Origin of the sequence: Candidatus Marithrix sp. Canyon 246 (genome assembly GCF_001723685.1) — a bacterium.
In the GTDB taxonomy this organism is placed as follows: Bacteria; Pseudomonadota; Gammaproteobacteria; order Beggiatoales; family Beggiatoaceae; genus Marithrix.
The window spans coordinates 1-24,325 of sequence record NZ_MCBX01000040.1 but is presented as its reverse complement, the minus strand read 5'-3'; the positions used below and the strand labels follow the sequence as shown (position 1 = coordinate 24,325).

The window sequence follows — 24,325 nt, the reverse complement described above, 5'->3', positions numbered from 1 at the left end:
TTACCATAAATATAAATTATATTAATATAGAATAATATAATTATCTATTCTAATATCAGAATATTAGAATAGATAATTATATTGGATAAAAGTCCAACTATTTTAATCAGTTATTAGGATAATAATATTATGTATATTGCTAAATTAATAAGGCAAGCTAAAAAGCCTGTCTTGCTATTCTTTATATTTATGGGCTTAGGGAGTACGGCTTCCTTCGCTTATGAAAATAATGGTCTTACCAAAAAAGCCTTAAAACCTTTTAAACATCTTAGTAAAGAAAGTGCTACTTGTGCATCTTGTCACCGTAATGAACATAGAAGTATTTATCAACAATGGGGACGTTCTAAACATTTTGGTGCCAATGTAGGTTGTTATGAATGCCATAAGGCTGATGCTTCTGATCCTGATGCTATTCGTCATAAAGGCTTTCAGATTGCTGTCATAGTTTCACCTAAAGATTGCGCTCAATGTCATAGCACAGAAGTTGAACAATTTTCTAAAAGTCATCATGCTAAAGCCGCAGAAATCCTCGGTTCACTTGATAATGTATTAGCAGAAGTTGTTGAAGGTGCTATGGTTTTTCATGGTCAATCACCTGTTGCTGTTAATGGTTGTTGGCAATGTCACGGTTCTAAAGTAAAAGTATTACCAAATGGTGATCTTGATCCAACTACTTGGCCTAATACTGGTATTGGTCGTATAAATCCAGATGGTTCTAAAGGGGCTTGCACAGCTTGTCATCAACGTCATGAGTTTTCTATGAAACAGGCTCGTCGTCCAGAAAGTTGTGGTAAATGTCATTTAGGTCCTGATCATCCACAAAAAGAAATTTATGAAGAATCTAAGCATGGTATTAATTTCTATGCCAATGTTGATAGAATGAATCTTGAATCAGCCAAATGGGTAGCCGGTGAAGATTATGACGCTGCACCTACTTGTGCTACTTGCCATATGTCTGCAACTATTGAACTACCTATTACCCATGATGTTGGTGATCGTATTAGTTGGACTTTACGCCCAGCAATTTCACAAAAAATTGATGCTAAAGCCATTAAAATGGGTAAAGAAGTTAAACCTTGGTTATCACGACGTAATGACATGAAAACTGTTTGTAGTTCTTGCCATAGCTCAAAAATGATTGAAAATTTCTATGAGCAATTTGATTCTTTAGTAAACTTGTATAATAATAAATTTGCAAAACCCGGTGCTAGTATAATGGCTGCACTGAAAGAAGAAAAGATGATAACAAAAGTTCCTTTTGATGAAGCTATAGAATGGACATGGTTTTTCTTATGGCATCATGAAGGAAGACGTGCGCGTCATGGTGCAGCTATGCAAGCTCCTGATTATGTCCAATGGCATGGTATGTATGAAGTAGCTCATCGTTTCTATATTGAAATGGTTCCTGAAATTAAAGAAATTATTGAAAAAGCCGAGAAAAAAGGCAATCATAAAGGAGCTGAAAGAGTTCGTAAATTACTTGATGAAATTCTGAATCGAGATGAACATAAATGGTTCCTTGGTAAAATGGATAAGAAAACTGCCGCTAAACGTAAAGCAGCGCGAACAAACTTCAATAAACGTTATATTCAGGAATAGTAAGTAAATGAAAAATTCCTATTTGGGAATTTTGCTACTGTTAGGATGGCTGTGCTTTAATAGCACAGTCGTTCATGCAATTGAACCTGAGTTAGTCACTTCAGACACAGCAAATTCTGATTGTTTAGATTGTCATGGAGTTGAAGGTTTTTCTACTCCTAAAGGCAAATTTGGTGAAAGCCCTAAACGCTCATTGCATGTTAAACCTGAAGTATTTGCTCATAGCGTACATGCTAAACAAGCTTGTACAGATTGCCATACAGATATTAAGCAAATTCCCCATAAAACTGAACAAGATCGTTCTGTTGATTGCGTAAGTTGTCATAAAGAGCAATCTATAGATAAGGCAATGCAAAATGCCGATCATTATTTGGGATCAATTCATGCTCAGCCACGAAAAAATGATCCAAGTAAGCCGAATGCTAGTTGCTCGGATTGTCATGGTAAACATAACATATTTCCAGTCAAAGATACTGAAGCTCAAACTTATCGTCTAAATACACCAGAAACTTGTGGTCGTTGTCACGAGAAGCAATTAAAGGATTATACTCAATCAATCCACGGTGCAAAGGTAAAACGAGAAGGTAATCTTGATGCCGCTGTTTGTAGTGATTGTCATACTGCTCATGATATTAATTCACCTAAAGACAGCAAAACTAAATTAACAATTACTAAAAATTGTGGTAGTTGCCATGACAAAGAATATGAAAGCTATCGTCATACATATCACGGTCAAGTTGCTACTCTAGGTTATACTCATACAGCTAAGTGTTTTGATTGCCATAGACATCATAATACTCAAGCAGTTGATAATGCTAAATCTAAGATTCACATAAATAATCGACTAGAAACTTGTCAAGAGTGTCATGAAAATGCTACTAAGGGTTACTTAACCTTCCAACCGCATGGAAATGCTCATGATTTTGAAAAATATCCAGAAATATGGATTACTTCAAAGTTTATGATTTTCTTAGTGATATGGGTATTTACATTTTTCTGGATTCATAGTGCCTTTTGGTTCTATAGAGAATATAAAGAGCGTAAAACTGGTAAAGCGAAAATACGTTTAGACGAAAAAGGTGATCCAGCAAAACGTCAATATATTAGACGATTTACATGGCCTTGGCGTTTAGCACATTTAATTCTAGCTATCGCAGTTATGGTATTAGTATTAACTGGAACCGCAGTATTATATGCAGATAGTTTCTGGGCACCAACAGTAATAAGCTTACTTGGTGGAGCTAAAATATCAGCAATAATCCATCGTGTAGCAGCCACTACTTTTGGCATCATATTCTTTGGACATATTATCGTTGTTTTATACTATCTATTAGTTACTAAACGTCATAGCTTTAAATGGTTTGGACCAACATCGCTATTACCTCGTTGGCAAGATATGTATGATCTTTTGGCTATGTCTAAATGGTTTGTTGGCAAAGGACCAAGACCAGTATTTGATCATTGGAGTTACTGGGAAAAATTCGATTATTGGGCACCTTTCTGGGGTATGTTTATTATCGGAGTATCAGGATTAATGATGTGGTTCCCTGCATTCTTTGGAAGCTTCTTACCCGGTTGGGTATTTAATGTAGCGACCATTGTTCATGGTGAAGAGGCATTTTTAGCTGGTATATTCTTGTTTACTGTTCATTACTTTAATAGTCATTTCAGACCGGACAAATTCCCTCAAGATACCATTATGTTTACTGGTAGTATGACATTAGAGGAATTTAAAGAAGAAAGAACACTGGAATATGAACGACTAGTTAAAGAAGGTAAACTGGAAGAATACATAGTTGGCGCACCTTCTCCAAGAATGGCACGCTATTCTAAAGTACTCGGCTTTGTTCTGATCATTGCTGGATTGATCTTACTATTTTTAGTATTAGCAGGATTTTTACAAGGTTTTTAATTCGTGAATAAAGACCTGACAGGTTTTAAAAACCTGTCAGGTCTAATAATGTCTCTAAAGCAGATTTTACTGTCTGTTCACGAATTTCAGTTCTATTTCCTTGAAAATAATAACGTTTAGCAAAAACTTGTTTCGGAAAAGCATAAGCAATGTAAACAGTACCTACTGGTTTATCAGGGCTTCCCCCTGTGGGTCCAGCAATACCTGTTACTGCCACTCCTACCTGAGCATGACTATTATTTAATGCTCCTATAACCATTTCTAATGCAATTTCTTCACTTACTGCACCATATTTCATTAAAGTTTCAGCTTTAACATTTAATAATTCTTGTTTTGAAGCATTAGAATAAGTAACAAATCCGCGTTCAAACCAAGCAGAACTGCCAGCAATTGCTGTAACAGCCTCTGCTATCCAACCGCCTGTACATGATTCTGCTGTTACTAAATAATAATTATTTTTTAGTAATGCTTCGCCTAATTTTGTAGTCTTCATTAAAATTATTAATCGTTCTTGTTTGGTAATTTGCGGTGTTTATTTTTCCTGTGTTGTTGTCGATTTGGTTTAGGATTATCATGCTTTTTTTGAGATTGAAAAAATTACCTTGTTCCAGTTTTTTGTGCTTCGGGTTTTAAACGTAGATCGTTTGGTTCAAAGTAGATTTCTGCTTGGTTTGCCATTGTTAGGTTGGCATGAGTAAACAGTAGGATTAAAAGTGTTAAAAATCCTCAAGCTCATTCAAATGGGCATCAAACTTCCCATCAGCTTCAACACAAAACTTCTAAATTCACATTTAATGTTTAAGATCTAATTAAATTTTCAATTTATAATATATTTTAATTAATTAATCATGTCAACTAGATTTTTGAATAACTAATTACCACATCATCAAATAAAGATGATTTTTTGATAGTATCTGTAGGGTCGGTGATAACCGACCAACGGCGTTGACTGGATATGAAATCACGGAAATGGTCGGTTATCACCGACCCTACAAGGCTTGGTTCTCCATTAGATATTAAAGGTATAAATCTTAGTATTACTACTGATGAGATCATTGATATTGTCAGAGAAAGTAGAGTAATGCTTCGCCTAATTTTGTAGCTTTATTGATCATCAATCAAATTTTTTATTTTATCTACTATTTGTTTCAAAACTTCGGACTTCAATTGACCAACTCGCCTTCTAATCAAAGTAGAATGTGCCGTGAAAAGTTTGCCTGGACGTAGTTTTGAGTTTGACAAATCAGAAAACGGAAAGGGTATGAGGACAACACTGCCTACTGTAAATGTGACCATGCTTCGTCTTCCTCTGGTTTGTTCCAATTTTTCCCTAATGCTTTTTCACTCAAAAGCGCATTTTCAAGAGCTTGTTTTCGTAAAATTTCTGATTCTTCAACTAGCACTTTTTCACGTAAAGTGACATAAACCGAAATCGAGCACTGAGGTTCATACACCTGCTTTGGTATCTCATTAACCCATTCCAACTGATTACCTTTTAATCTGGCTTCAAAAGTCTGTAACATAATATGTGTACCTCAAAATTCCAAATTCCATGAACGAATGTCATTATTCCAATAATAGCATATAATATATTATTTAAACTAGTAATTAATAATGAAACCAAAACTCAGAAAAACCGCTTTTACCAAAGGTTTTAAGCAATCAATAAACGCTCTAACTAAGCAAATCAAAAAAAATTATTCCGAAGATGATATTCCTTGGGTCATCGGATATAGCGGCGGTAAAGATTCAACCGCTACTTTACAATTAATTTGGAATGTTCTTTCTGAGCCTAGGAATAAATTCCAAGGCTCATAGCTGAAGTCTGCTAAAGCAGATAAGATTAGTCACCTTTAGGTTTCGAGGCAAATGTTTTTGAAAAAAACATTTGCCTCGAATTTAGCTTTGAGCCTTGGAATTTATTCCTAGGCTTTTGAAGAATTAGAAGAAATTCGCCGTCTTTGGGTGATGAAGAAAACGTTCAATTTGAATTAATTAGATAATTATTGCATGTAGAACTTTAAGACGTGAAGCTGCAATTGCAGAATCAAAAGGCAAAGACAAATCTTCAAATACTAAAACTGATAATAGTTTACCATTATTTTGTTAATTCATATATAATTAGTTTTGATACTAAAGTCTTAGATGCTTCTCATTAATTGTCCGCACAATTAATATCTATCCAGTTAGTTTAATAATGAAACCAAAACTCAAAAAAATTTATTACATCCATGTGTCAATGATAATAAATAGGTTGTTTGTTAAGTTGCGGTGAGGAGAGCGTATTAAAATATAAACATCCTTGTTACCCCCTTCTGGGCTATAATTTATAATTAACTATCACAAAAAATCCCTTGCTCTAATACTACTAATGTAGTAACATACCTACATTAGTTATATAAACGAGCTTGGGTATGAATATTACAACTATTTCTAGCAGAGAATTTAATCAAGATGTAAGCCGTGCTAAGCGGATTGCCTTTAATGGTCCAGTTTTTATTACTGATCGAGGTCGTCCAGCACATGTATTATTAACTGTTGAAACCTATCAGGAAATTACTGGCAACAAACAAAGTATTGTTGACTTACTCGCCATGCCAGAGCTTGCAGAAATTGATTTTGATCCACCACATTTAACTAAATCACTTTATCGACCAGCAGAGCTATCATAATGTATTTACTTGACACCAATGTAATTTCTGAATTAAGAAAAGTCAAGTCAGCTAAGGCGAATAAAAATGTTGAAGCATGGGCGAATAGTGTCGATGTAAGTAACTTGTTTTTATCAGTGATTACTGTTTTAGAGCTAGAAACAGGTGTACTTTTAATTGAACGAAAAGATACTGTACAAGGTGCAATACTTCGTTCATGGCTCAATGCACATGTATTGCCAGCATTTTCTGGTCGTATTCTGGTTGTGGATACTGCTGTGGCACAATGTTGTGCCAAACTTCATGTTCCAGATCCTCAATCTGATCGAGATGCTATTATAGCAGCTACCGCTATAGTTCACGGAATGACAGTGGTTACTAGAAATGTTAGCGATTTTGAAGCTAGCGGTGTTAAAATATTGAATCCGTTCTAGAAGACATGGGCAACCATAAAAGATTGCCCCTACTTTTGTCATCCCGAACGAAGCGCACACCCTTATACACAATTAGCTTAATAATGAAACCAAAACTCAGAAAAACCGCTTTTACCAAAGGTTTTAAGCAATCAATAAACGCTCTAACTAAGCAAATCAAAAAAATTTATTCAGAAGATGATATTCCTTGGGTTATCGGATATAGCGGCGGTAAAGATTCAACCGCTACTTTACAATTAATTTGGAATGCTATTTCTGAGTTACCGCCTGAAAAACGTTTTAAGGAAATTTATGTCATTAGTACAGATACTTTAGTTGAAAATCCTATAGTATCAAAATGGGTAGAATACTCCTTAGAAGCTATGATAGAAGCAGCTAAACAGCAAGATTTGCCCATTCTGCCTCATCGTTTAACCCCAAAAGTGCAAGATAGATTTTGGGTTAATTTAATTGGACGTGGCTATCCAGCACCACGACCAAAATTTCGTTGGTGTACCAGTCGTCTCAAAATTCATCCCTCTAATAATTTTATCAATAAGATGATACGCCAAAATGGCGAAGTTATCTTAGTGCTTGGAACTCGTAAAGCCGAAAGTTCAGCTCGTTCCGCTAATATGACTAAATATGAAAAAACTAGCACAAGGGAACATTTGGTAAAAAATGCCAGTTTACCCAATAGCTCAATTTATACCCCTATTGCCAATTGGAGTAACGATGATGTTTGGATGTATATCAATCAAGTTGAAAATCCTTGGAATTATAGTAATAAATTACTACTCAGCATGTATCAAGGCGCAACCGCTGACGGTGAATGTCCTTTAGTAGTTGACACTACTACACCTAGTTGTGGAGATAGTCGATTTGGTTGTTACGTATGTACAATGGTCGAACAAGATAAATCCATGCTGGCTATGATTCAAAATGACGAGGAAAAGGAATGGATGTTGCCGCTAATGGATTTTCGTAATAATTGGTTAGATATTAAAGAAGATCGTAAAAATCGTGATTTTCGTCGTATGAATGGTCAACTAAAAGTCTTTAATGATCGCTTAGTACATGGTCCATATAAACAAAGTTATCGTGAAAAAATGTTAGATGCTTTATTAAAAGCACAAATACAAGTACAAAAAACTGCACCAGCAAATATTAAAAATATAGAACTGATTACTTTTGAAGAATTAGAAGAAATTCGCCGTCTTTGGGTGATGGAAAAACATGAAATTGAAGATAATCTGCCTAAAATCTATGAAAAGGTAACAGGCAAGATTTACCCCACTAAGCAACTGGATGACAGTCAAGTTTTTCAAGCTGATGATGTCAAATTATTAAAATCTATTTGTCAACAACAAGGTGATGAAGAAAACGTTCAATTTGAATTAATTAGAGAATTATTGGATGTAGAACAACGATATAGAACAATGGCACGTCGCGCTGGCTTATATGATGCTTTAAATAAAGCACTAGAACGTCATGCCTTTTCTAATGAAGAAGAAGCTGAAGCTTTTGCTTTAAGACGTGAAACTGCAATTGCAGAATCAAAAGGCAAAGACAAATCTTCAAATACTAAAACTGATAATAGTTTACCATTATTTTCTTAATTCATATATAATTATATACATGTTTAAACCTCTTGCATTTTATATAGGCTTGCGCTATACACGCGCTAAGCGTCGTAACCATTTTATTTCTTTTATATCATCAAGTTCCATGCTAGGTATAGCATTAGGAGTTACCGCGCTGATCACAGTATTATCGGTAATGAATGGATTTGAAAAAGAATTGCGTCATCGCATGTTAGGCATGTCTTCACATGTTGTAGTTAATACCTCTCATAATTCTTGGTCAAATTGGCAAGATTTAGCTGAAGATTTAAGAAACAAACCTAGAGTTACTGGTGTTGCACCATTTATACAGGGTCAAGCTATGGTCACACATAACAAAACTGTTAAAGGCAGCTTTTTACAAGGAATTGATCCTGAACTCGAACCTCAAGTATCTCAAGTAAAAGACAAAATAGTAGCTGGTAGTTTTGATAAACTAGAATCAGGTAAATTTAATTTAATATTAGGTTCAGAATTAGCCCGATCTTTAGGTGTATGGGTAGGAGATCGAATTACTTTAGTGGTTCCTCACGCTTCAGTTACCCCAATTGGTGTATTGCCTAGAATGAAACGCTTTACTATTACAGGTGTATTTACCGTGGGTATGCATGAATTTGATAGCGGCTTAGTATTATTACATTTTCATGATGTAGCAAAATTATTAAGAATGCCAGTAGGTAGTGTCAATGGTTTGAATATTAAATTAGATGATATGTTTATAGCTAGAACTTTTAGTCGCGAATTAAAACAAACATTACCCATAGGTTATAGTAGTTACGATTGGACTTATCGCCATAAGAATTTTTTTGAAGCGATTAAAATGGAAAAAACCGTAATGTTTGTAATATTAACATTGATAGTTGCGGTAGCCGCTTTTAATATTGTTTCCACATTAGTAATGGTAGTAACTGATAAGCAAGCAGATATTGCAATCTTACAAACATTAGGCGCAACTCCTCGTACTATTATGAATATTTTTATCGTGCAAGGAGCCTTAATTGGTATCTTTGGAACCTTATTAGGATTAGCAGGAGGAGTAAGTTTAGCCCTGAATATTGAAACAATAATACCAGCAATTGAACAATTTTTTGGAGTTCAATTTTTATCATCAGACATATATTATATAAGTGAATTACCCTCAGATTTACGATGGTTAGACGTTTATAAAATTGGAGCTTTATCCTTATTAATCAGTTTGCTAGCTACTATTTACCCAGCCTTACGCGCATCAAAAACTCAACCAGCAGAAGCATTACGTTATGAATAAAGAAACAGTATTAAATTGTAGCAATGTCTCTAAAAGTTTTACTGAAGGTGGGCTTGCAGTAGATGTATTACAGAATATAAATCTAAATATAAAACCTGCTGAACAAATCGCTATTATTGGTAGTTCTGGTTCAGGTAAAAGTACCTTATTACATTTATTAGGCGGATTAGATAATCCAACCAAAGGCGAAGTTTGGGTTGCTGGTAAACAAATCAACAAACTAAATCCTGCAAAACGTGCAATCTTACGCAATCAAAATTTAGGATTTGTATATCAATTTCACCATTTACTACAAGAATTTACTGCCATAGAAAATGTTGCTATGCCATTATTAATAAAAGGTGATTCATCAAAAGAGGCAAAAGAAAAGGCAGTAGATATTCTAACTAAAGTAGGCTTAGAGAAACGTTTAGAACATAAACCCGGTGAAATGTCAGGAGGAGAACGGCAACGAGCTGCTGTAGCACGAGCATTAGTTACTAATCCAAAATGCTTATTAGCTGATGAACCAACAGGTAATTTAGATCAACGTACCGCTGATAAAGTTTATGAACTGATGTTAGATTTAAATCAAACAATAGGAACCAGCTTAATCTTAGTTACTCATGCACCAGATTTAGCCCAACGTATGGATAGAATATTACGTTTAGTTGATGGAAAATTAGTAGAAGAATAAAAAAAAGGGGGGGGTAGGGGAGGAATATATTGATGGTAGCGAGAGAGGGATTTGAACCCCCGACCTTCGGGTTATGAGCCCGACGAGCTGCCAGACTGCTCCATCTCGCATCAAAGTATTCCGCATACTATACAGACTTTAAATTTTATTTGCAAGCATTTTTATCTCAAACATTTAAATCCTCATATAAATAATATTTATATTCACTTTGAAGGAATAGAAAAATCAACTTCAGGCGGCTCAATAATTAAACTTTGATCTGCATTCCAGATAATTTCCACTAGTTTTGCATCAATTAAAGTTTCACGAGGCTGCTGTTTAAATACATACTGGATACTAGAAATATTGGCAAAAGCACAGAAACTTAAATTATTTTCTAATTTACAAGTCACTAATTGATTAGCCTTAAAAATATCGCGATATTTAAATCCCAATTTAGCGTTTCCGGGAACTTGTATATTTGTATCTAAAATACGAATACGATTAACTTTACCGGTTAATTTATTTGGAAATACTACCAACATTAACTTGTTAAAACGATACAATTCAAAATAACCCGGTTTTGATTTAATATCATAACCATGCAATGCTTGCCTTAAACTTTGTTCATTACAATCACTATTAGGATTTAATAAACCAACACTTTGTGGAGTAATTATTAAAGCTGGTATAGTGCTATTAGTTATACGTAATCTTGAACTTTCAGCTTGTTTAGAAAAGAAAAAAATTACACCATCCCAATAACTAAGCATTTGTTGATCATTTAAAATAACAAAATCACGTCGCTTAGATAACCAACTGGCTTGTTGACAATTTATGCTAACAACTGGAACCTCTTCAGTAGTAACACCTAAACGTTGTGGTTTTACCCCATAACCAATCAAAAAATAGGCTTCAGAATTTTGACTGGTTAGTTGTTGATTAAACTTTGAACATGTCTGAGTTTTATTAGCGTGGTGTAAGATTGCCTGTTGTTCAGATGTAAACTCAAATTTTCTACCAATCCAATTTTTAATTTCAGTATCTGGAATTGCTGGATAAGCAATAATTTGATAGCTACTAATTTGCCAGACACCATTAATACTCTGTTGAGCATAGACATTTGTTGTATATAACAAATATAAAAATATACTTATTGTTCTCATAATTAAAAAATGACAAATACTTGTTTATTAATAACTTGAAATTTTAATTGCCCTAGATGTTTTAAATATAAAGATATAATCTGAGGCTTTTGATTTTTAGCAGAATAATACACATGTGGAATATAAATTATTGGCTCAGAAGATAAATTAGCTGATTTACATAAACCAATTGTTGGTGAACCAAAATTATGAACTTTAAAGATCATATCTTTTTTATCTACTAGATGTAAATCTGCCCAAATCTTTATAGATTTCTGATTAGGCACTGGCTTATAACGGATATTAGGAATATATAAATCCATATTTGCAGTTAATATCGCCGGCTCACAAATTTTACTAACATTGCTTTTAATTTTAATTCTAAACTTTCGTTTACCTGAAAATCTAAAACTTGCTTGTTGACCAACTTTACCTGTAACTATAATTAATAATGTATTGCTATCCTCATATTTTACAGCTACCTTCATATTAGAATCATAACTATAACTCAATTTACCTATTTTAGGATTAATCTGAGTGGGTGGAATATAAATAGCTATAGCTGAAGTATTTGGTGGAATAATAATAACATTATCATTACCATTTAATTTAAATAATGGTAAGTTTAAATTTTTAGTTCTAAAACGCCATACTAGATTTTCTAGCTGTGTTTCATGTATATACTGTACTTCAACGCGATACCATGTATTCCATTCTAAACGTTGCAAAGGAAATAGTGCATATTGTAAAGCGGTTAGCCTTTTATTAGGATCAGTTTCCTTGTTCAATAATCTAGTATTAACTATTTCTATGTTATCAGAATCCCTATAAAGCTTAAATGACTTAATTTTTACATTGTCAAAATTGAGTGGATTAAATTGCAAAGAAACTGGAAATCCAGAAACAGACAGATCAGGTAATGGATCTGGTGATTCTTCAAAAAAAGCAGGTGCTACATTCTTATCATTATTTGTAGGCCAAACTACAATTTTCTTATTACTGCTTAATGCTAATAATTTTTCTCTATCAAATTCAGCAACTGGAATATGGGTATTTGGATTACAAATAGTAGAATAATACGGAGTTTCATTAGAAATATTTTTTCTTTTACAAAGACGATGAAATCCTGCATTACCCATATTATATACATAAGCACTATGTTTAGATTTTAAATCTTTCGCAATACCAATTCCAACTTCTGTTTTGGTAAAATCTAAAAAAGCCAAACGATGATAAATTGCGGACATTAGGCCATCAATAGACCTAATACCAGATCTGTTACCAGAAGAAACATTTTCTGATATTAATACACTACGATAACCAGTGAAACCAGTTCGATCTTGAGGTGTAATCCCAGTAAATTTAGCTGTTTCTACAGATTCATAATGACCTGTAAGTATATTATCTGCTAAATAATTAGCATGATTCAAAGCTGCGGCTTCAAGCCGCGGATTGTTTCTAAATGTACTCATACCAGCTTGTTGTCGAATTTGATTAAGGTATGAATAAGCTTGTGCTAAATCATTAGGATCAAAAACCCCCGCTTTCACAACTGGCATTATTAATACCAATAATAATGTGAAAAAAGCTTTCATTTTTATGTTTTATGATATTTGCATTATTAAAAATACCAAGCTAATGTAAACTGTACAAAATCATCGTTACGGAAACCATAAGTTAAATCATTAATATCTATATTGGAATATATATAAGATTCTAAACTTAACTTCCAATTATCACCAAGACGACGACTTGCTTCAAGCAAATACATACTGCTATTATTATCAAGATCAACAATGGTTCCGGCTAATAACTCAGTACTTTGTTCATCGTTTAATGCTAAACGCATCCCTAACATAAGATCATTAGCAAATGGTGTCATTGCATGATCTTGACGATCATCAAATAAATATTCTGTTATGATTCCAAGATCAGCATTAGAATCATATATTCCAACAAAAGTATATTCTAAACCACCTGTAAAGGCAGTATAACTACCAGCAGATTCATTACGAGAAATGAGTTCTAATTTCCATAAGCTTGAATCTTGTGTAAGTTGTAAATCTAATCCTGTTTGTTGAATTTGTTCATAAAAAGGTATGAACACTCCTTTTTCCATTAGTAAACGTGGTGTACGGTTAGTACCATCAAAATGAGATATACCTATATCCCAATTTCCAATAGTTTTTTCAAAACGTATTGCCCAATCTACATGATACTCTTCAGCACTGGATTCATAACGAGCTTGATCAACATCAATAGGAATGCCGGCATTAAGTAAACGCCCTTGACTACCCGGAAAAGTTCTTTCACGAAAGTAAGGTAAGATAAAAAAATCTAGGGTTCCCCAATCACGAATTAATGCTAAATTAATCATCGGTTGCCCTAATTTTTCTTCACCATCCAGATGTTCTACTAAATCAGTCTGATTAATAACATCAACTAAATGTTGTGATTCAGTAACACCCCAAAATACTTTACGAATACCAGCCCGTAATTCCCATGTTTCTGCTGCTTTTATCCAAGACAATTCCCTAATATCAAAATGACTACGTTTTGAATCATGTTGATCAATTCTAGCAAAACCTATAAAATCAAAAGTTTGCTTACCATCATCCCATTGATGATGATATTCAGGCTTAGCTGATAAAGATAAATTAAAGCCATCATATTGATCAACCGATAATGGTGACTCTGGAAAATATCGTACTTCAGTTTCAAGATAACCTGATAACTCACCAGCTTGAGTTTGTACTGATATAATAAAGGCTATAAAAATATAATAAAATCTAAACATATTCTAACTAATTTTTAGCAATCTCTTGTGCATCCACAGCAGCTAAAGCACTTAAATTAACAATACCACGAGTTGTAACAACGCGATTTAAAATGTGACAAGATTTACGCATACCTAATAAAATAGGTCCTACAACAGTACCATCACTTAACTCTTTAAGAGCATTAAAAGTAATATTAGCTGCATCTACATTAGGCATCACTAATAAATTAGCACTACCATTTAAATGTGATTTCGGATATAATCGCTGACGAATTTCTTCATTTAAAGCGGCATCAGTGCGCATTTCACCATCGCATTCTATTTCTGGCATTTTTTCATGGATAAGAGCTAAAGCTTCACGTAATTTAATACTTGAAGGATTATCAATATTACCAAAATTAGAATGGGATACTAAAGCAACTTTTGGCGTAATACCAAAACGTCTGACTTCATTAGCCGCTAACTGTGTAATTTCAGCTAACTGTTGAGCAGTCGGGTCATAATTAACATTACTATCTACAACAAAATAAGTTCCTTTATCTAAAATTAACAATTCCATAGAAGCAGGACTTGATACTTTATCACAGAGTCCTATAATATCCAACAGATGTTTTAAGTGTTGTTTAAAAGTTCCTACAGGACCAGCGATTAAGGCATCTGCTTTACCACGTTTTAATAATAATGAAGCTAAAATAGTACTGTTATTGCGTACTAATACTTCTGCTTGGGCTGGCCAAATACCACGTCTGCCCATAATTTCATGATATTCTTCAGCTAAATCACTTGCCGGTGATTGGGGATCAATCAGCTCAAAATCTATATCAGGGCGAATATGCAAACCTAATTCTTCTATATGTGTTTTTACCACATTGGGTCTGCCAACTATAATTGGTTTGACACAAGCCTCATCTATTAATACTTGTGCCGCTCTTAAGACACGCTTATCTTCTCCTTCAGAATAAATAATACGCTGTGGATTTTCCTTAGCACGATTAAATACTGTTTTCATCACATTTACAGAGCGAAACATATATTGTGCTAATGAATCTTGATAAGTATCAAAATTCTTTAATGGACGTGTTGCAACACCAGTTTCCATTGCCGCTTTTGCAACCGCTGGAGGAATTACTGTAATTAAACGAGGGTCAAATGGTTTAGGTATAATATATTCTGGACCAAAATGAAAACTTTCTCCTTTATAAGCTTGATCTAAAACTTCTGAAGCGTCAGCAGTATTTAAATTTGACTTACTAGTTTGCACTAAATCAGCAATAGCACGTACACAAGCTAAACGCATTTCTGCATTAATTTTTGTTGCGCCTACGTCTAAAGCCCCTCTAAACAGAAATGGAAAACATAAGACATTATTAACTTGATTAGGATAATCAGAACGACCAGTGGCAATAATAGCCTTTGGACGTACTTTACGCGCTTCTTCAGGCATGATCTCAGGTACTGGATTTGCCAAAGCTAAAATTAAAGGATCTTCAACCATTTTGGCTAGCATTTCTGGTTTCAGTAAGCCAGCAACTGATACACCTAAAAAAATATCAGCACCTTCAAGAGCATCATCTAAGCTACGTAAATCAGTGTCAATAGCATAAACTTGTTTAGAAACGTCCATTTTTTCTGGACGACCCTTATATAATACACCTTTAGAATCAGTGACGATAATATTATTTTTATTAATACCTAAATTAATCAATAATTCTAAACAAGCCATTGCAGCCGCACCAGCACCAGATGTAACTAATTTGACTTTAGATAAGTCTTTATTAAGCAGACGTACACCATTAAGTATAGCAGCACTAACACAAATTGCTGTACCATGTTGATCATCATGAAATACCGGAATATTTAAACGTTCTTTTAATTTTTGTTCAACAAAAAAACATTCCGGTGATTTAATATCCTCAAGATTAATACCCCCAAAAGTTGGCTCTAAACTAGCAATAATATCTACTAATTTTTCAGGGTCTTTTTCATTAATTTCTATATCAAAAACATCAATTCCAGCAAATTTTTTAAATAAAACCGCCTTACCTTCCATCACAGGCTTAGAAGCTAAAGCACCAATGGCACCTAAACCTAATACCGCAGTACCATTACTAATCACAGCAACCAAATTACTACGTGCAGTTAGACTAGCGGCTGCTTGAGGATCTTTAACAATTTCCTCACAAGCGGCTGCAACTCCCGGAGAATAAGCTAAGGCTAAATCATGCTGATTATCAAGTGGTTTAGTTGCTTGTATGGCTAATTTACCCGGCTGTGGCACACGATGATAGTGAAGAGCCTGTTGTTTTAAATCATCATCCATTATTTATTACTTGTTTTATGATAAAATTAATATTGTAACATTAACAAAAGGTATGAAAATATGAATTATATAAAACCACTTGTAATCTTAGGATTATTCTTATCTTCACAGATTAGCTTTGCGGCTGATGATTGTTCTTATAAAGTTATTAAAGTTAAAAGTCCAGATACACTAACAATTCGTACAGGTCCCGGTAGAAACTCTCAAAAAGTAGGTGGTATTCCTGCCACTGCAAATGATGTGAAAATCATTGGAGATGCCAAACAAATTAGAAATTCTAAATGGGCACCTATTAAATATAATAATATTTATGGTTGGGTTAATAGAGGCTATCTAAAAAAAGACTGTCCAGTTATAACTAAAAATAAACTTTACCATGTTGTCAAATCAGGTGAAGGCTTATATGGTATTGCAAGAAAATACCATTATTCAGTTCAACAAATTGCAAAATGGAATAATTTAGCTGCAAATGATGGAATTTCTGTTGGACAACGTTTATGGATTTCTCCACCTACTCTATCTAGTCGCGGCGGCAGTTGTTCTGATTATAAGGTAGTTAATGTTAAAGCGAATGATTTCCTTTCAGCGCGTTCAGGAGCTGGAGTGAAAAATAAACTTTTATTTGGATTACCTGCAAATGCAAATAAAATTAAAATCACAGGCAATGAAAAAAGGCTTGGCAGATCTAAATGGGTGCCAATTAAATATTTAAAAATGGAAGCTTGGGTGAATCGCCGTTTTCTTAAAGAAGATTGTTAAATTAAACCTGACAGGTTTTCAAAACCTGTCAGGTTTCTTGTACCTTAAATCGCAGCAGTTTGTGGATGTTTACGTAATGCAGGAGTCAAAAGCTTATTAAGGGCATTTAAATACGCTTTAGCTGACGCTATAACAATATCAGTATCTGCACCCTGTCCATTTACTACATATCCATTTTGATCTAAGCGCACACTCACATCACCTTGAGCATCACTACCATCAGTAATGTTATTTACTGAATAAAGTAATAAGTTACAATCACTTTTCACCAAAGTTTCAATGGCTTTAAATGTAGCATCTACTGGACCACTTCCCTCAGAAGCAACTGTTTTTTCTACACCTTTTACATTTAAAGTAATATGTGCATGAGGTTTTTCACCTATTTCTGAACATACCTTAAGTGCCACTAATTTAATCTGTTCTGATTCAGTAGCTAAAGTATCAGTAACTAAAGCTTGTAAATCTTCATCATAAATTTCATGTTTTTTATCTGCTAAATCTTTAAACCGACGAAAAGCCCTATTGAGTTCCTCTTCTGAATTTAACTCAATACCTAAACCCTCAAGATGAGTACGGAAAGCATTACGCCCAGAATGTTTACCTAAAACCATCTTATTCGCGCCCCAACCAACATCTTCAGCTCGCATAATTTCATAAGTTTCACGATGTTTAAGCACACCATCTTGATGAATACCAGATTCATGAGCAAAAGCATTGGCACCAACAATCGCCTTATTAGGCTGTACAGGAAAACCAGTTATATTAGATACTAAACGCGAACAATTAAGAATTTCAGTAGTATTCAAATCAGTCTCGCAATCAAAAGCATCTTTTCTAGTACCTACTCCCATTACTATTTCTTCTAAAGCAGCATTACCAGCTCTCTCTCCTAAGCCATTGATAGTACACTCCACTTGACGCGCACCATTCATAACCGCCGATAAGGAATTAGCTACAGCCAAACCTAAATCATTATGGCAATGCACCGAAAAAATCGCTTTATCTGAATTAGGAATACGTTCACGTAACTTATAAATCAATTGCCCAAAATGATTTGGTAAAGTATAACCTACAGTATCAGGAATATTAATAGTATTTGCACCAGCATCAATAGCCGCTTCAATTATACGACACAAGAAATCTATATCTGAACGTCCAGCATCTTCAGCAGAAAATTCTACATTATCAGTATATTGTCTGGCACGTTTTACTGCTTTAACCGCTTGCTCTACTACTTGCTGTGGTGACATTCTTAATTTATGTTCCATATGAATCGCTGAAGTAGCAATAAAAGTATGGATTCTCGAAGAATTTGCACCTTTAAGAGCCTCAGCAGCGCGATCAATATCTTTATCTAAAGCACGTGCTAAGCCACAAACAGTACTCTCTTTAATAGTATTAGCAACAGCTTGTACAGCCTCAAAATCACCTTGACTAGCAACTGGAAAACCAGCTTCAATGACATCAACGCCTAATTTTTCTAATGCCTTAGCAATACGAATTTTTTCGTCTTTAGTCATAGACGCGCCCGGGCTTTGTTCCCCATCACGCAAAGTAGTATCAAAAATAATTAATTTATCAGTCATGATAAAATTCCATAGAAATGTAAAAAAAATATAGATAGATTTTAAAAAAAATGCAACATAAAAATGTTCTAAGCTATACAATGGTCATTTATAAAAATATATATTTTATATGAGGATAAAATGGGTTTATTTGACATGTTTAGTGGTGATAGTCAAGAAATGACACCTCACTTCGCCTTCGCTACTTCGTTGATTTATATGATTAGTGCTGATGGCAAAATTAAAAATGAAGAAGTTGGACAATTACTTGCAGTTTTGGGTGGTGAAGAAAGTGATGGTGCCATTGGTGTTGGTGCCAATAATGGTAAATTGTTAGAACGTGCAATAAAATACAGACAAAAAAATGATGTAGAGAAATTTTTATCTGAAGCCGTTCCAATATTAACTGATGCACAAAAAATGTGTATATTGACTAATATTCTTGATTCATTATTATCAGATGGTCACGTTGCACAAGAAGAACGAGAATTATTTGGTGAATTATTAGAAGCCTTTGAGATTTCAGAAGAACGTTTTAAACCTTTCTTTGATGTTCTAACCCTTAAAAATGATCGCTCTGTTTTTACTAAAACTAATCATCCTAGCAATAAAGCTGGTTATACTGTGAAATTGAAACTTTAATTTAGCTGAAATGGTGGGTTTCGCTTCACTCTGAAATGGTGGGTTTCGTTTCACTCTACCCACCCTACATTAAAAGAAATGAACTATCATACAAATTCAGATTTCTTAATAGCTGTAGGGTGGGTAGAGTGAAGCGAAACCCACCATTTCAGGTTTCTTAGACTTTTAATGATTCAGATAAATGTGGTTGAATACTTTGTAATATTCCCTTGAAAACTTTGGGGCTACCTGCTACAATATTACCAGTTTTTAGATAATTTTGCCCACCGCTAAAATCACTAACTAAACCACCAGCCTCTTGGATTAATAAAACTCCAGCCGCAAAATCCCATTTTTGCAAACCAATTTCCCAAAATCCATCTAAACGCCCTGCTGCAACATAGGCTAAATCTAAAGCCGCTGAACCAGCGCGACGTATATCTGATACTTGTGGGTGTAAAGCTTTAAATGTATTCATATAACATTCAAAATGATGTGGTATTTTAAATGGGAAACCTGTACCTAATAAAGCACCTTGCAAACCACTTAAACCACTTACTCGCATTCTACGATCATTTAATAAAGCACCTTTACCACGTATTCCAGTATATAATTCATCACGTAATGGATCATAAATTACAGCTTGTTCTAAACGTTTTTTATATTTCAAAGCAATAGATACTGAAAAATATGGATGCCCATGTAAAAAGTTTGTAGTTCCATCTAAAGGATCAATTATCCATTGATAATCACTATCAGCTTCATAGTTTCCACTTTCTTCTGCAATAATTGCATCATCTGGATAGGCTTTACGTAAAACCTCAATAATTTCAGCTTCAGCTTGCCTATCAACTTCACTGACAAAATCATTTTTACCTTTAATATCAACTTTTACATCTTTACGTTGTTCTAAATAACGAATAATTACAGCACCAGCACGACGAGCAGCGCGAATTGGAATATTAATATTATGATTCATTAAGTATATCTCTAAAAAAATAGAGATATTATATAACAAGATTTTGCAAATCACCTGTTAAAAATCCATCAATATTTGCCGCTGCAATATTTAATAATCTTTGTCGCGCTGTTTTAGTTGCCCATGCTATATGTGGAGTTATAATGCAATTATCTAATTTAAACAATGGATTATCAGCATTAGGCGGCTCAAAATTTAATACATCTAAAGCCGCACCAGCAATTTGTTTAGTTTCTAAAGCCTTTATTAAAGCAGCTTCATCAACTAAGCCACCTCGACTAGTATTAATTAGAAAAGCAGAAGTTTTCATTAAAGCTAAGCTTTGAACGTTGATTAATTGTTGGGTTTCTAAAGTCTGTGGGCAATGCAAACTTATAACATCACTTTGTTTAAATAAAGTCTCTAAATCTACATGTTTTACATTAGGCGTTGGTTTTGGGTTACGCTGATAAGCTAAAACTGACATTCCAAATGCAGCCGCTAATTTTGCAACAGCGGCTCCAATCGCGCCTAATCCAACTATTCCCATAGTCAAATTTTCTATATCAATAAGCGACTTATCCCAATAACAAAAATCTGCTTGATTACTCCAACGCCCAAATTTTACAGCTTCTGAATGTAAACCAACATGCTTAGTTAATTCTAATAACAAAGCAAATACCATTTGTGCTACTGAATTAGTACCATAACTTGGTACATTAGTAACAACAATATCTCGTGCTTTAGCCGCCTCAATATCAACTACATTATAACCAGTTGCCAAGACACCTATATATTTTAACTTAGCTAATTGACTAATTTCCTTGCTAGTTAATATGGTTTTATTGGTTAATACTATTTCAGCATTAGCAGCGCGTTGCACAACTTGGTTTGGAAGAGTGCGATCATAAATTTCACAATTTCCTAATTTATTTAAAACATCCCAGCTTAAATCGCCGGGGTTGAGAGTGTAAGCGTCTAAAATTACGATATTCATGTTTAACGATGAAAACTAGTTGCACCACAATTTGGACAAACAGGGATAAAATCAGGCTTTTGAAAATGTAAAGCATGATTACAATTATCACAATATAAAACACCTAAAGCTGTTATTTCACCACTATTCCATTGTGTAGCTTGACGAGCGCGTTCTTGAAGATTATTTAATTCCTGCTGTGTTTGATCAACCATAATACTAAACATTTCTAGCAAACGATTTTCAATTAACTCTATATCGAAATTGATCCAATCAACTAAAGCCTTTTCAGTATCAACAATAAATGCAGCGGCATCTTGCAAGTCTCGTCTTAAATAATAACCAATACGCTCAGCCTCAACATGACTCAATTCATTCAACTTAATTGCTGTTTCAATTGCTGCATCAATATGCTGTTGTAAACTATTGTGATTAGCTGATTTTTTAGCATCTTCAATCCGTGCCATCATAGTTTGATAGGCTGGTACTAGTTTTTTCTTCGTATTATCATTCATAATAACTACCTTTTTGTTGTGTCCCATCAGGATAAATAATCAAAAAATTATCATTATTTTTTCTAATCTCAATCTCAGGATTACTAGGTTTATCTCCTTGAATAACCTGATAATCTAAACGACCTTGCAAAATATCATCTGCGTCTGCAACTTCTAATAACACAGACATATTGGCAGGCGCAGGATATAGAGTCTGTTCACGCTTTTGTCCAAGTTCATCTTCAAATATCAAAGCAACAAGATTGTCTTTATTAATCAAACCAATAGAATTTTCTTGATCTATCACTTTTGAAACCAAATCTGGTCTGCCACTATACCACATTTTTTCTGTGGCTGGTACTTGAATATTACCCGCTTCAGTAATACGTACAGTAGGAAGATTCAAATTTGATAAAGCTGTTTCTAATGCCGCTGGAGCTTGTACTGCTGGTTGTGCTAAGATTTCTATGTTTGTTGAAGTCTGAAAATATACAGTTTGACCAATAGAAAGTTGTAAATTTGCTGATTTAGATGTAGCTTGTACTTGAAGTGGATTCACTGCATAGCGAATCCCTTCTATATCAAGATAGACATAACCTGTATCATGTTGTTTGATGGTTAATTTTGATGCAACAAATTCAGGAATACGATTGATAGCTGCTAATATACCCTTGCCATTTACCACAGGATCAGCTGATAAATCTATATTGGAATCAATCTTTGGTAAAGTATTTGTTAGATCAACACCAGTTGGAATATTTTCTATTGTAGTAAAACGTACTCCAATACCTAAATTAATATTTTTGGGGATTTCTACACCATCAGCAATTATAACATTAGTTAATTGGCTTTTTGGTTCAACAACCAAATGTTGTAATACAGCCGGAGAATCTTTATCCCCTTGAATTTTACCAGCAAGTCTGCCACCAGCAATACTGGTATTTTTAGCTAAAATAACATTTTTAATTACAGTGGCAGAACCAGTTACTCTAATTTTCCCTTCTAATCTGCCACCATTCACCGAGGCTCCACGCAATTCTACATCAATTAAAGTAATATCTGATGGTAATATTACATTTTGTTCTAAAATTACATTACTTAATTGTGCCGATTTTTGCACTTCTACGTGATTTAAAATAGCAGGAGAATCCTTATCACCCTCAATCTTAGCTGCAACTTTACCACCTTCTATACGAGTATCAGCATCTAAAGATACATCTTTAATTATGCCAGCATTTTTAATCGTGCCGCTAATAATAACATTGCTTACTTCTGCTGATTCTAACACTTCGACATTATTTAATACAACCGGTGAATCTTTATCACCTTCAACTTTACCCACAACCTTACCATCATCAATTATGATATCTGGTTTTTTTGGAGGCGGAGGAGGTGTAACTATATTCCATTCATAACTAGCCGGGGTTAAATCAACATTACCAGCCTTATCAATAGCTCGTACTTCAAATTTATGTAAGCCATAATTTAAATTATAATAATCAATTGATTGATTACATATATCAAAATTAGCTAAATCAAGTTTACATTCATAGCTGAATGCCTCATCAGCCGAAAACTCAAAATGAGCATCTTTTTTATTGTTTGATGTTGGAGGTTTGGAATTAATAGTCGTATTAGGCGGTGTTTTATCAATATTATAAATTTCACCTTCAGTAAAACTAGCTTTAAGCGGCAGATTACCATTACTAATAGTACCATTATCAATTAAATTTAATTGCAAATTGCCATCACCAGTACCAGTATTTACTGTAACAGTATAAATATCATTACTACCAATCAGCTTGATGATAGAAGCATTATTCACTGTCGCATTGAGAATAAAATCCATCACATCAACGCCGATAACAGCTTCATCGAATCTTACCCTAAAATCAAGCTGATTTAAATTAGTAAGATTAGAAGTTACTCGCTCAATGGCAACAACACTAGAGCAAATCGCGCCACCAGATTTAGCACCAGATAAAATAGCTGCCCCTTTACATTCCTCATAAGCATATTCCAAAATATGCCAAGCATCATTTTTAAGCTCTACTTTAAGCCAACCATAATGCTCTCCATGTTTAAAACCTAAATATTGCGCACCCTGATTCCACCATAATGTCGCTTCACCATCATGAGTCAGAAGCCCACACAATAATTCCTTAGACTCAAATTTAGCATTTGGACCAATTTCTGTTGAGATTAAACCGGGTTGACAAGACATATCATCAGCCGCCATCAACTGAAATTCAGACGAACCAATAGCTTTAGCCATCTTCATCTGCCAAATGCCACCCTTAAAATCTAATAACACTCTTAAATCTACGCGCAATGTAAGCTCTGACTTTGTATCTACTGGCTCCCAATAGATACTAGCCTGCGCATTAATAGTTAGTAAACATAATAAAAATAATGTTTTAAAGGTCATAATACTTCTCGTTCCCACGCTCCAGCGCACTCTCTTATACATAACTTTTTAAGTTTATGATTTAATTATTTAATAAGAATATAATCGTAGGGTGGGTAGAGCGATAGCGAAACCCACCAAATAGTTGTTGTTATAACAATGGCTGTCTCTTATACACATCT

The 24,325-nt window shown here is 34.2% G+C and carries 22 protein-coding genes and 1 tRNA gene; 11 read left to right on the top strand and 12 right to left on the bottom strand.

Annotation, left to right across the window (positions count from 1 at the left end):
* The first annotated feature begins 129 nt into the window (after nt 1–129).
* Both BHU68_RS14615 and BHU68_RS14610 read left to right on the top strand, forming a co-directional pair.
* Nucleotides 130–1,599: a multiheme c-type cytochrome gene (locus BHU68_RS14615; RefSeq protein WP_216092570.1), complete on the top strand. Its 1,470-nt coding sequence runs from the start codon at nt 130–132 to the stop codon at nt 1,597–1,599.
* Nucleotides 1,600–1,606: 7 nt separating this feature from the next.
* Complete coding sequence (locus BHU68_RS14610; RefSeq protein WP_069471395.1) at nt 1,607–3,511, top strand: cytochrome b/b6 domain-containing protein; 1,905 nt, start codon at nt 1,607–1,609, stop codon at nt 3,509–3,511.
* 25 nt (nt 3,512–3,536) lie between these two features.
* On the opposite strand, the gene BHU68_RS14605 is transcribed toward BHU68_RS14610, so the two are convergent.
* Nucleotides 3,537–4,004: a CinA family protein gene (locus tag BHU68_RS14605; protein ID WP_069471394.1), complete on the bottom strand. Its 468-nt coding sequence runs from the start codon at nt 4,002–4,004 to the stop codon at nt 3,537–3,539.
* Between the two features lie 462 nt (nt 4,005–4,466).
* On the opposite strand from BHU68_RS14605, the gene BHU68_RS17425 reads away from it, so the two are divergent.
* Nucleotides 4,467–4,613: a hypothetical protein gene (locus BHU68_RS17425; protein WP_171899469.1), complete on the top strand. Its 147-nt coding sequence runs from the start codon at nt 4,467–4,469 to the stop codon at nt 4,611–4,613.
* Between the two features lie 175 nt (nt 4,614–4,788).
* On the opposite strand, the gene BHU68_RS14595 is transcribed toward BHU68_RS17425, so the two are convergent.
* Nucleotides 4,789–5,034, bottom strand: a complete 246-nt coding sequence (locus BHU68_RS14595) for a hypothetical protein (RefSeq protein ID WP_069471392.1) — start codon at nt 5,032–5,034, stop codon at nt 4,789–4,791.
* A gap of 91 nt (nt 5,035–5,125) precedes the next feature.
* Here BHU68_RS14595 and BHU68_RS14590 point away from each other — a divergent pair, with 91 nt between their 5' ends.
* The 6 genes from BHU68_RS14590 to lolD all read left to right on the top strand — a co-directional run bounded on the left by BHU68_RS14590 (nt 5,126) and on the right by lolD (nt 10,140).
* Nucleotides 5,126–5,329: a hypothetical protein gene (locus BHU68_RS14590; RefSeq protein WP_069471391.1), complete on the top strand. Its 204-nt coding sequence runs from the start codon at nt 5,126–5,128 to the stop codon at nt 5,327–5,329.
* Between the two features lie 596 nt (nt 5,330–5,925).
* Nucleotides 5,926–6,183 carry a type II toxin-antitoxin system Phd/YefM family antitoxin gene (locus BHU68_RS14585; protein WP_069471390.1) on the top strand — a complete coding sequence of 86 codons (258 nt, stop codon included), beginning with the start codon at nt 5,926–5,928 and terminating at the stop codon, nt 6,181–6,183.
* Complete coding sequence (locus tag BHU68_RS14580; RefSeq protein WP_069471389.1) at nt 6,183–6,596, top strand: type II toxin-antitoxin system VapC family toxin; 414 nt, start codon at nt 6,183–6,185, stop codon at nt 6,594–6,596. The genes BHU68_RS14585 and BHU68_RS14580 overlap by 1 nt, the downstream gene beginning before the upstream one ends.
* Before the next feature lie 83 nt (nt 6,597–6,679).
* Nucleotides 6,680–8,194: a DNA phosphorothioation system sulfurtransferase DndC gene (gene dndC / locus BHU68_RS14575; RefSeq protein WP_069471388.1), complete on the top strand. Its 1,515-nt coding sequence runs from the start codon at nt 6,680–6,682 to the stop codon at nt 8,192–8,194.
* Between the two features lie 19 nt (nt 8,195–8,213).
* Nucleotides 8,214–9,464, top strand: a complete 1,251-nt coding sequence (locus BHU68_RS14570; RefSeq protein ID WP_069471387.1) for a lipoprotein-releasing ABC transporter permease subunit — start codon at nt 8,214–8,216, stop codon at nt 9,462–9,464.
* Nucleotides 9,457–10,140, top strand: coding sequence for a lipoprotein-releasing ABC transporter ATP-binding protein LolD (gene lolD, locus BHU68_RS14565; RefSeq protein WP_069471386.1), 684 nt, complete (start codon nt 9,457–9,459; stop codon nt 10,138–10,140). Before BHU68_RS14570 ends, lolD begins: the two co-directional genes overlap by 8 nt.
* Before the next feature lie 33 nt (nt 10,141–10,173).
* Here the strand turns inward: lolD and BHU68_RS14560 are convergent.
* The 5 genes from BHU68_RS14560 to BHU68_RS14540 form a co-directional block, all read right to left on the bottom strand.
* A tRNA-Met gene (locus tag BHU68_RS14560) sits at nt 10,174–10,250 on the bottom strand.
* A gap of 93 nt (nt 10,251–10,343) precedes the next feature.
* Nucleotides 10,344–11,285, bottom strand: a complete 942-nt coding sequence (locus tag BHU68_RS14555) for a hypothetical protein (RefSeq protein WP_069471385.1) — start codon at nt 11,283–11,285, stop codon at nt 10,344–10,346.
* Nucleotides 11,286–11,287: 2 nt separating this feature from the next.
* Nucleotides 11,288–12,859 carry a CAP domain-containing protein gene (locus tag BHU68_RS14550; RefSeq protein WP_069471384.1) on the bottom strand — a complete coding sequence of 524 codons (1,572 nt, stop codon included), beginning with the start codon at nt 12,857–12,859 and terminating at the stop codon, nt 11,288–11,290.
* A 26-nt stretch (nt 12,860–12,885) separates the two neighbouring features.
* Complete coding sequence (locus tag BHU68_RS14545) at nt 12,886–14,061, bottom strand: hypothetical protein (protein WP_069471383.1); 1,176 nt, start codon at nt 14,059–14,061, stop codon at nt 12,886–12,888.
* Nucleotides 14,062–14,068: 7 nt separating this feature from the next.
* On the bottom strand, nt 14,069–16,363 hold the full coding sequence (locus BHU68_RS14540; protein WP_069471382.1) for an NADP-dependent malic enzyme: 2,295 nt from the start codon (nt 16,361–16,363) through the stop codon (nt 14,069–14,071).
* A 60-nt stretch (nt 16,364–16,423) separates the two neighbouring features.
* Between BHU68_RS14540 and BHU68_RS14535 the strand changes: the two genes are divergently transcribed.
* A complete protein-coding gene (locus tag BHU68_RS14535; RefSeq protein ID WP_069471381.1) occupies nt 16,424–17,122 on the top strand; it encodes a LysM peptidoglycan-binding domain-containing protein in 699 nt (232 codons plus the stop codon).
* Between the two features lie 44 nt (nt 17,123–17,166).
* On the opposite strand, the gene BHU68_RS14530 is transcribed toward BHU68_RS14535, so the two are convergent.
* On the bottom strand, nt 17,167–18,708 hold the full coding sequence (locus BHU68_RS14530; protein ID WP_069471380.1) for a 2-isopropylmalate synthase: 1,542 nt from the start codon (nt 18,706–18,708) through the stop codon (nt 17,167–17,169).
* A gap of 120 nt (nt 18,709–18,828) precedes the next feature.
* Here BHU68_RS14530 and BHU68_RS14525 point away from each other — a divergent pair, with 120 nt between their 5' ends.
* The gene (locus BHU68_RS14525) at nt 18,829–19,329 is read left to right on the top strand and encodes a tellurite resistance TerB family protein (RefSeq protein WP_069471379.1); all 501 of its coding nucleotides are present in this window, start codon (nt 18,829–18,831) and stop codon (nt 19,327–19,329) included.
* 157 nt (nt 19,330–19,486) lie between these two features.
* Here BHU68_RS14525 and suhB read toward each other — a convergent pair whose 3' ends face one another.
* Genes suhB through BHU68_RS14505 form a run of 4 tightly spaced genes read right to left on the bottom strand, consistent with a single transcriptional unit; the run spans nt 19,487 to nt 24,164 of the window.
* Nucleotides 19,487–20,287 (bottom strand): inositol-1-monophosphatase, encoded by an 801-nt coding sequence (gene suhB / locus BHU68_RS14520; protein ID WP_069471425.1) that lies wholly within the window; start codon nt 20,285–20,287, stop codon nt 19,487–19,489.
* 28 nt (nt 20,288–20,315) lie between these two features.
* Nucleotides 20,316–21,263, bottom strand: a complete 948-nt coding sequence (locus BHU68_RS14515) for a D-2-hydroxyacid dehydrogenase (protein WP_069471378.1) — start codon at nt 21,261–21,263, stop codon at nt 20,316–20,318.
* A 2-nt stretch (nt 21,264–21,265) separates the two neighbouring features.
* Nucleotides 21,266–21,757 carry a zinc ribbon-containing protein gene (locus BHU68_RS14510; protein WP_069471377.1) on the bottom strand — a complete coding sequence of 164 codons (492 nt, stop codon included), beginning with the start codon at nt 21,755–21,757 and terminating at the stop codon, nt 21,266–21,268.
* Nucleotides 21,750–24,164, bottom strand: coding sequence for a hypothetical protein (locus tag BHU68_RS14505; protein ID WP_069471376.1), 2,415 nt, complete (start codon nt 24,162–24,164; stop codon nt 21,750–21,752). Before BHU68_RS14505 ends, BHU68_RS14510 begins: the two co-directional genes overlap by 8 nt.
* Between the last annotated feature and the right edge of the window lie 161 nt (nt 24,165–24,325).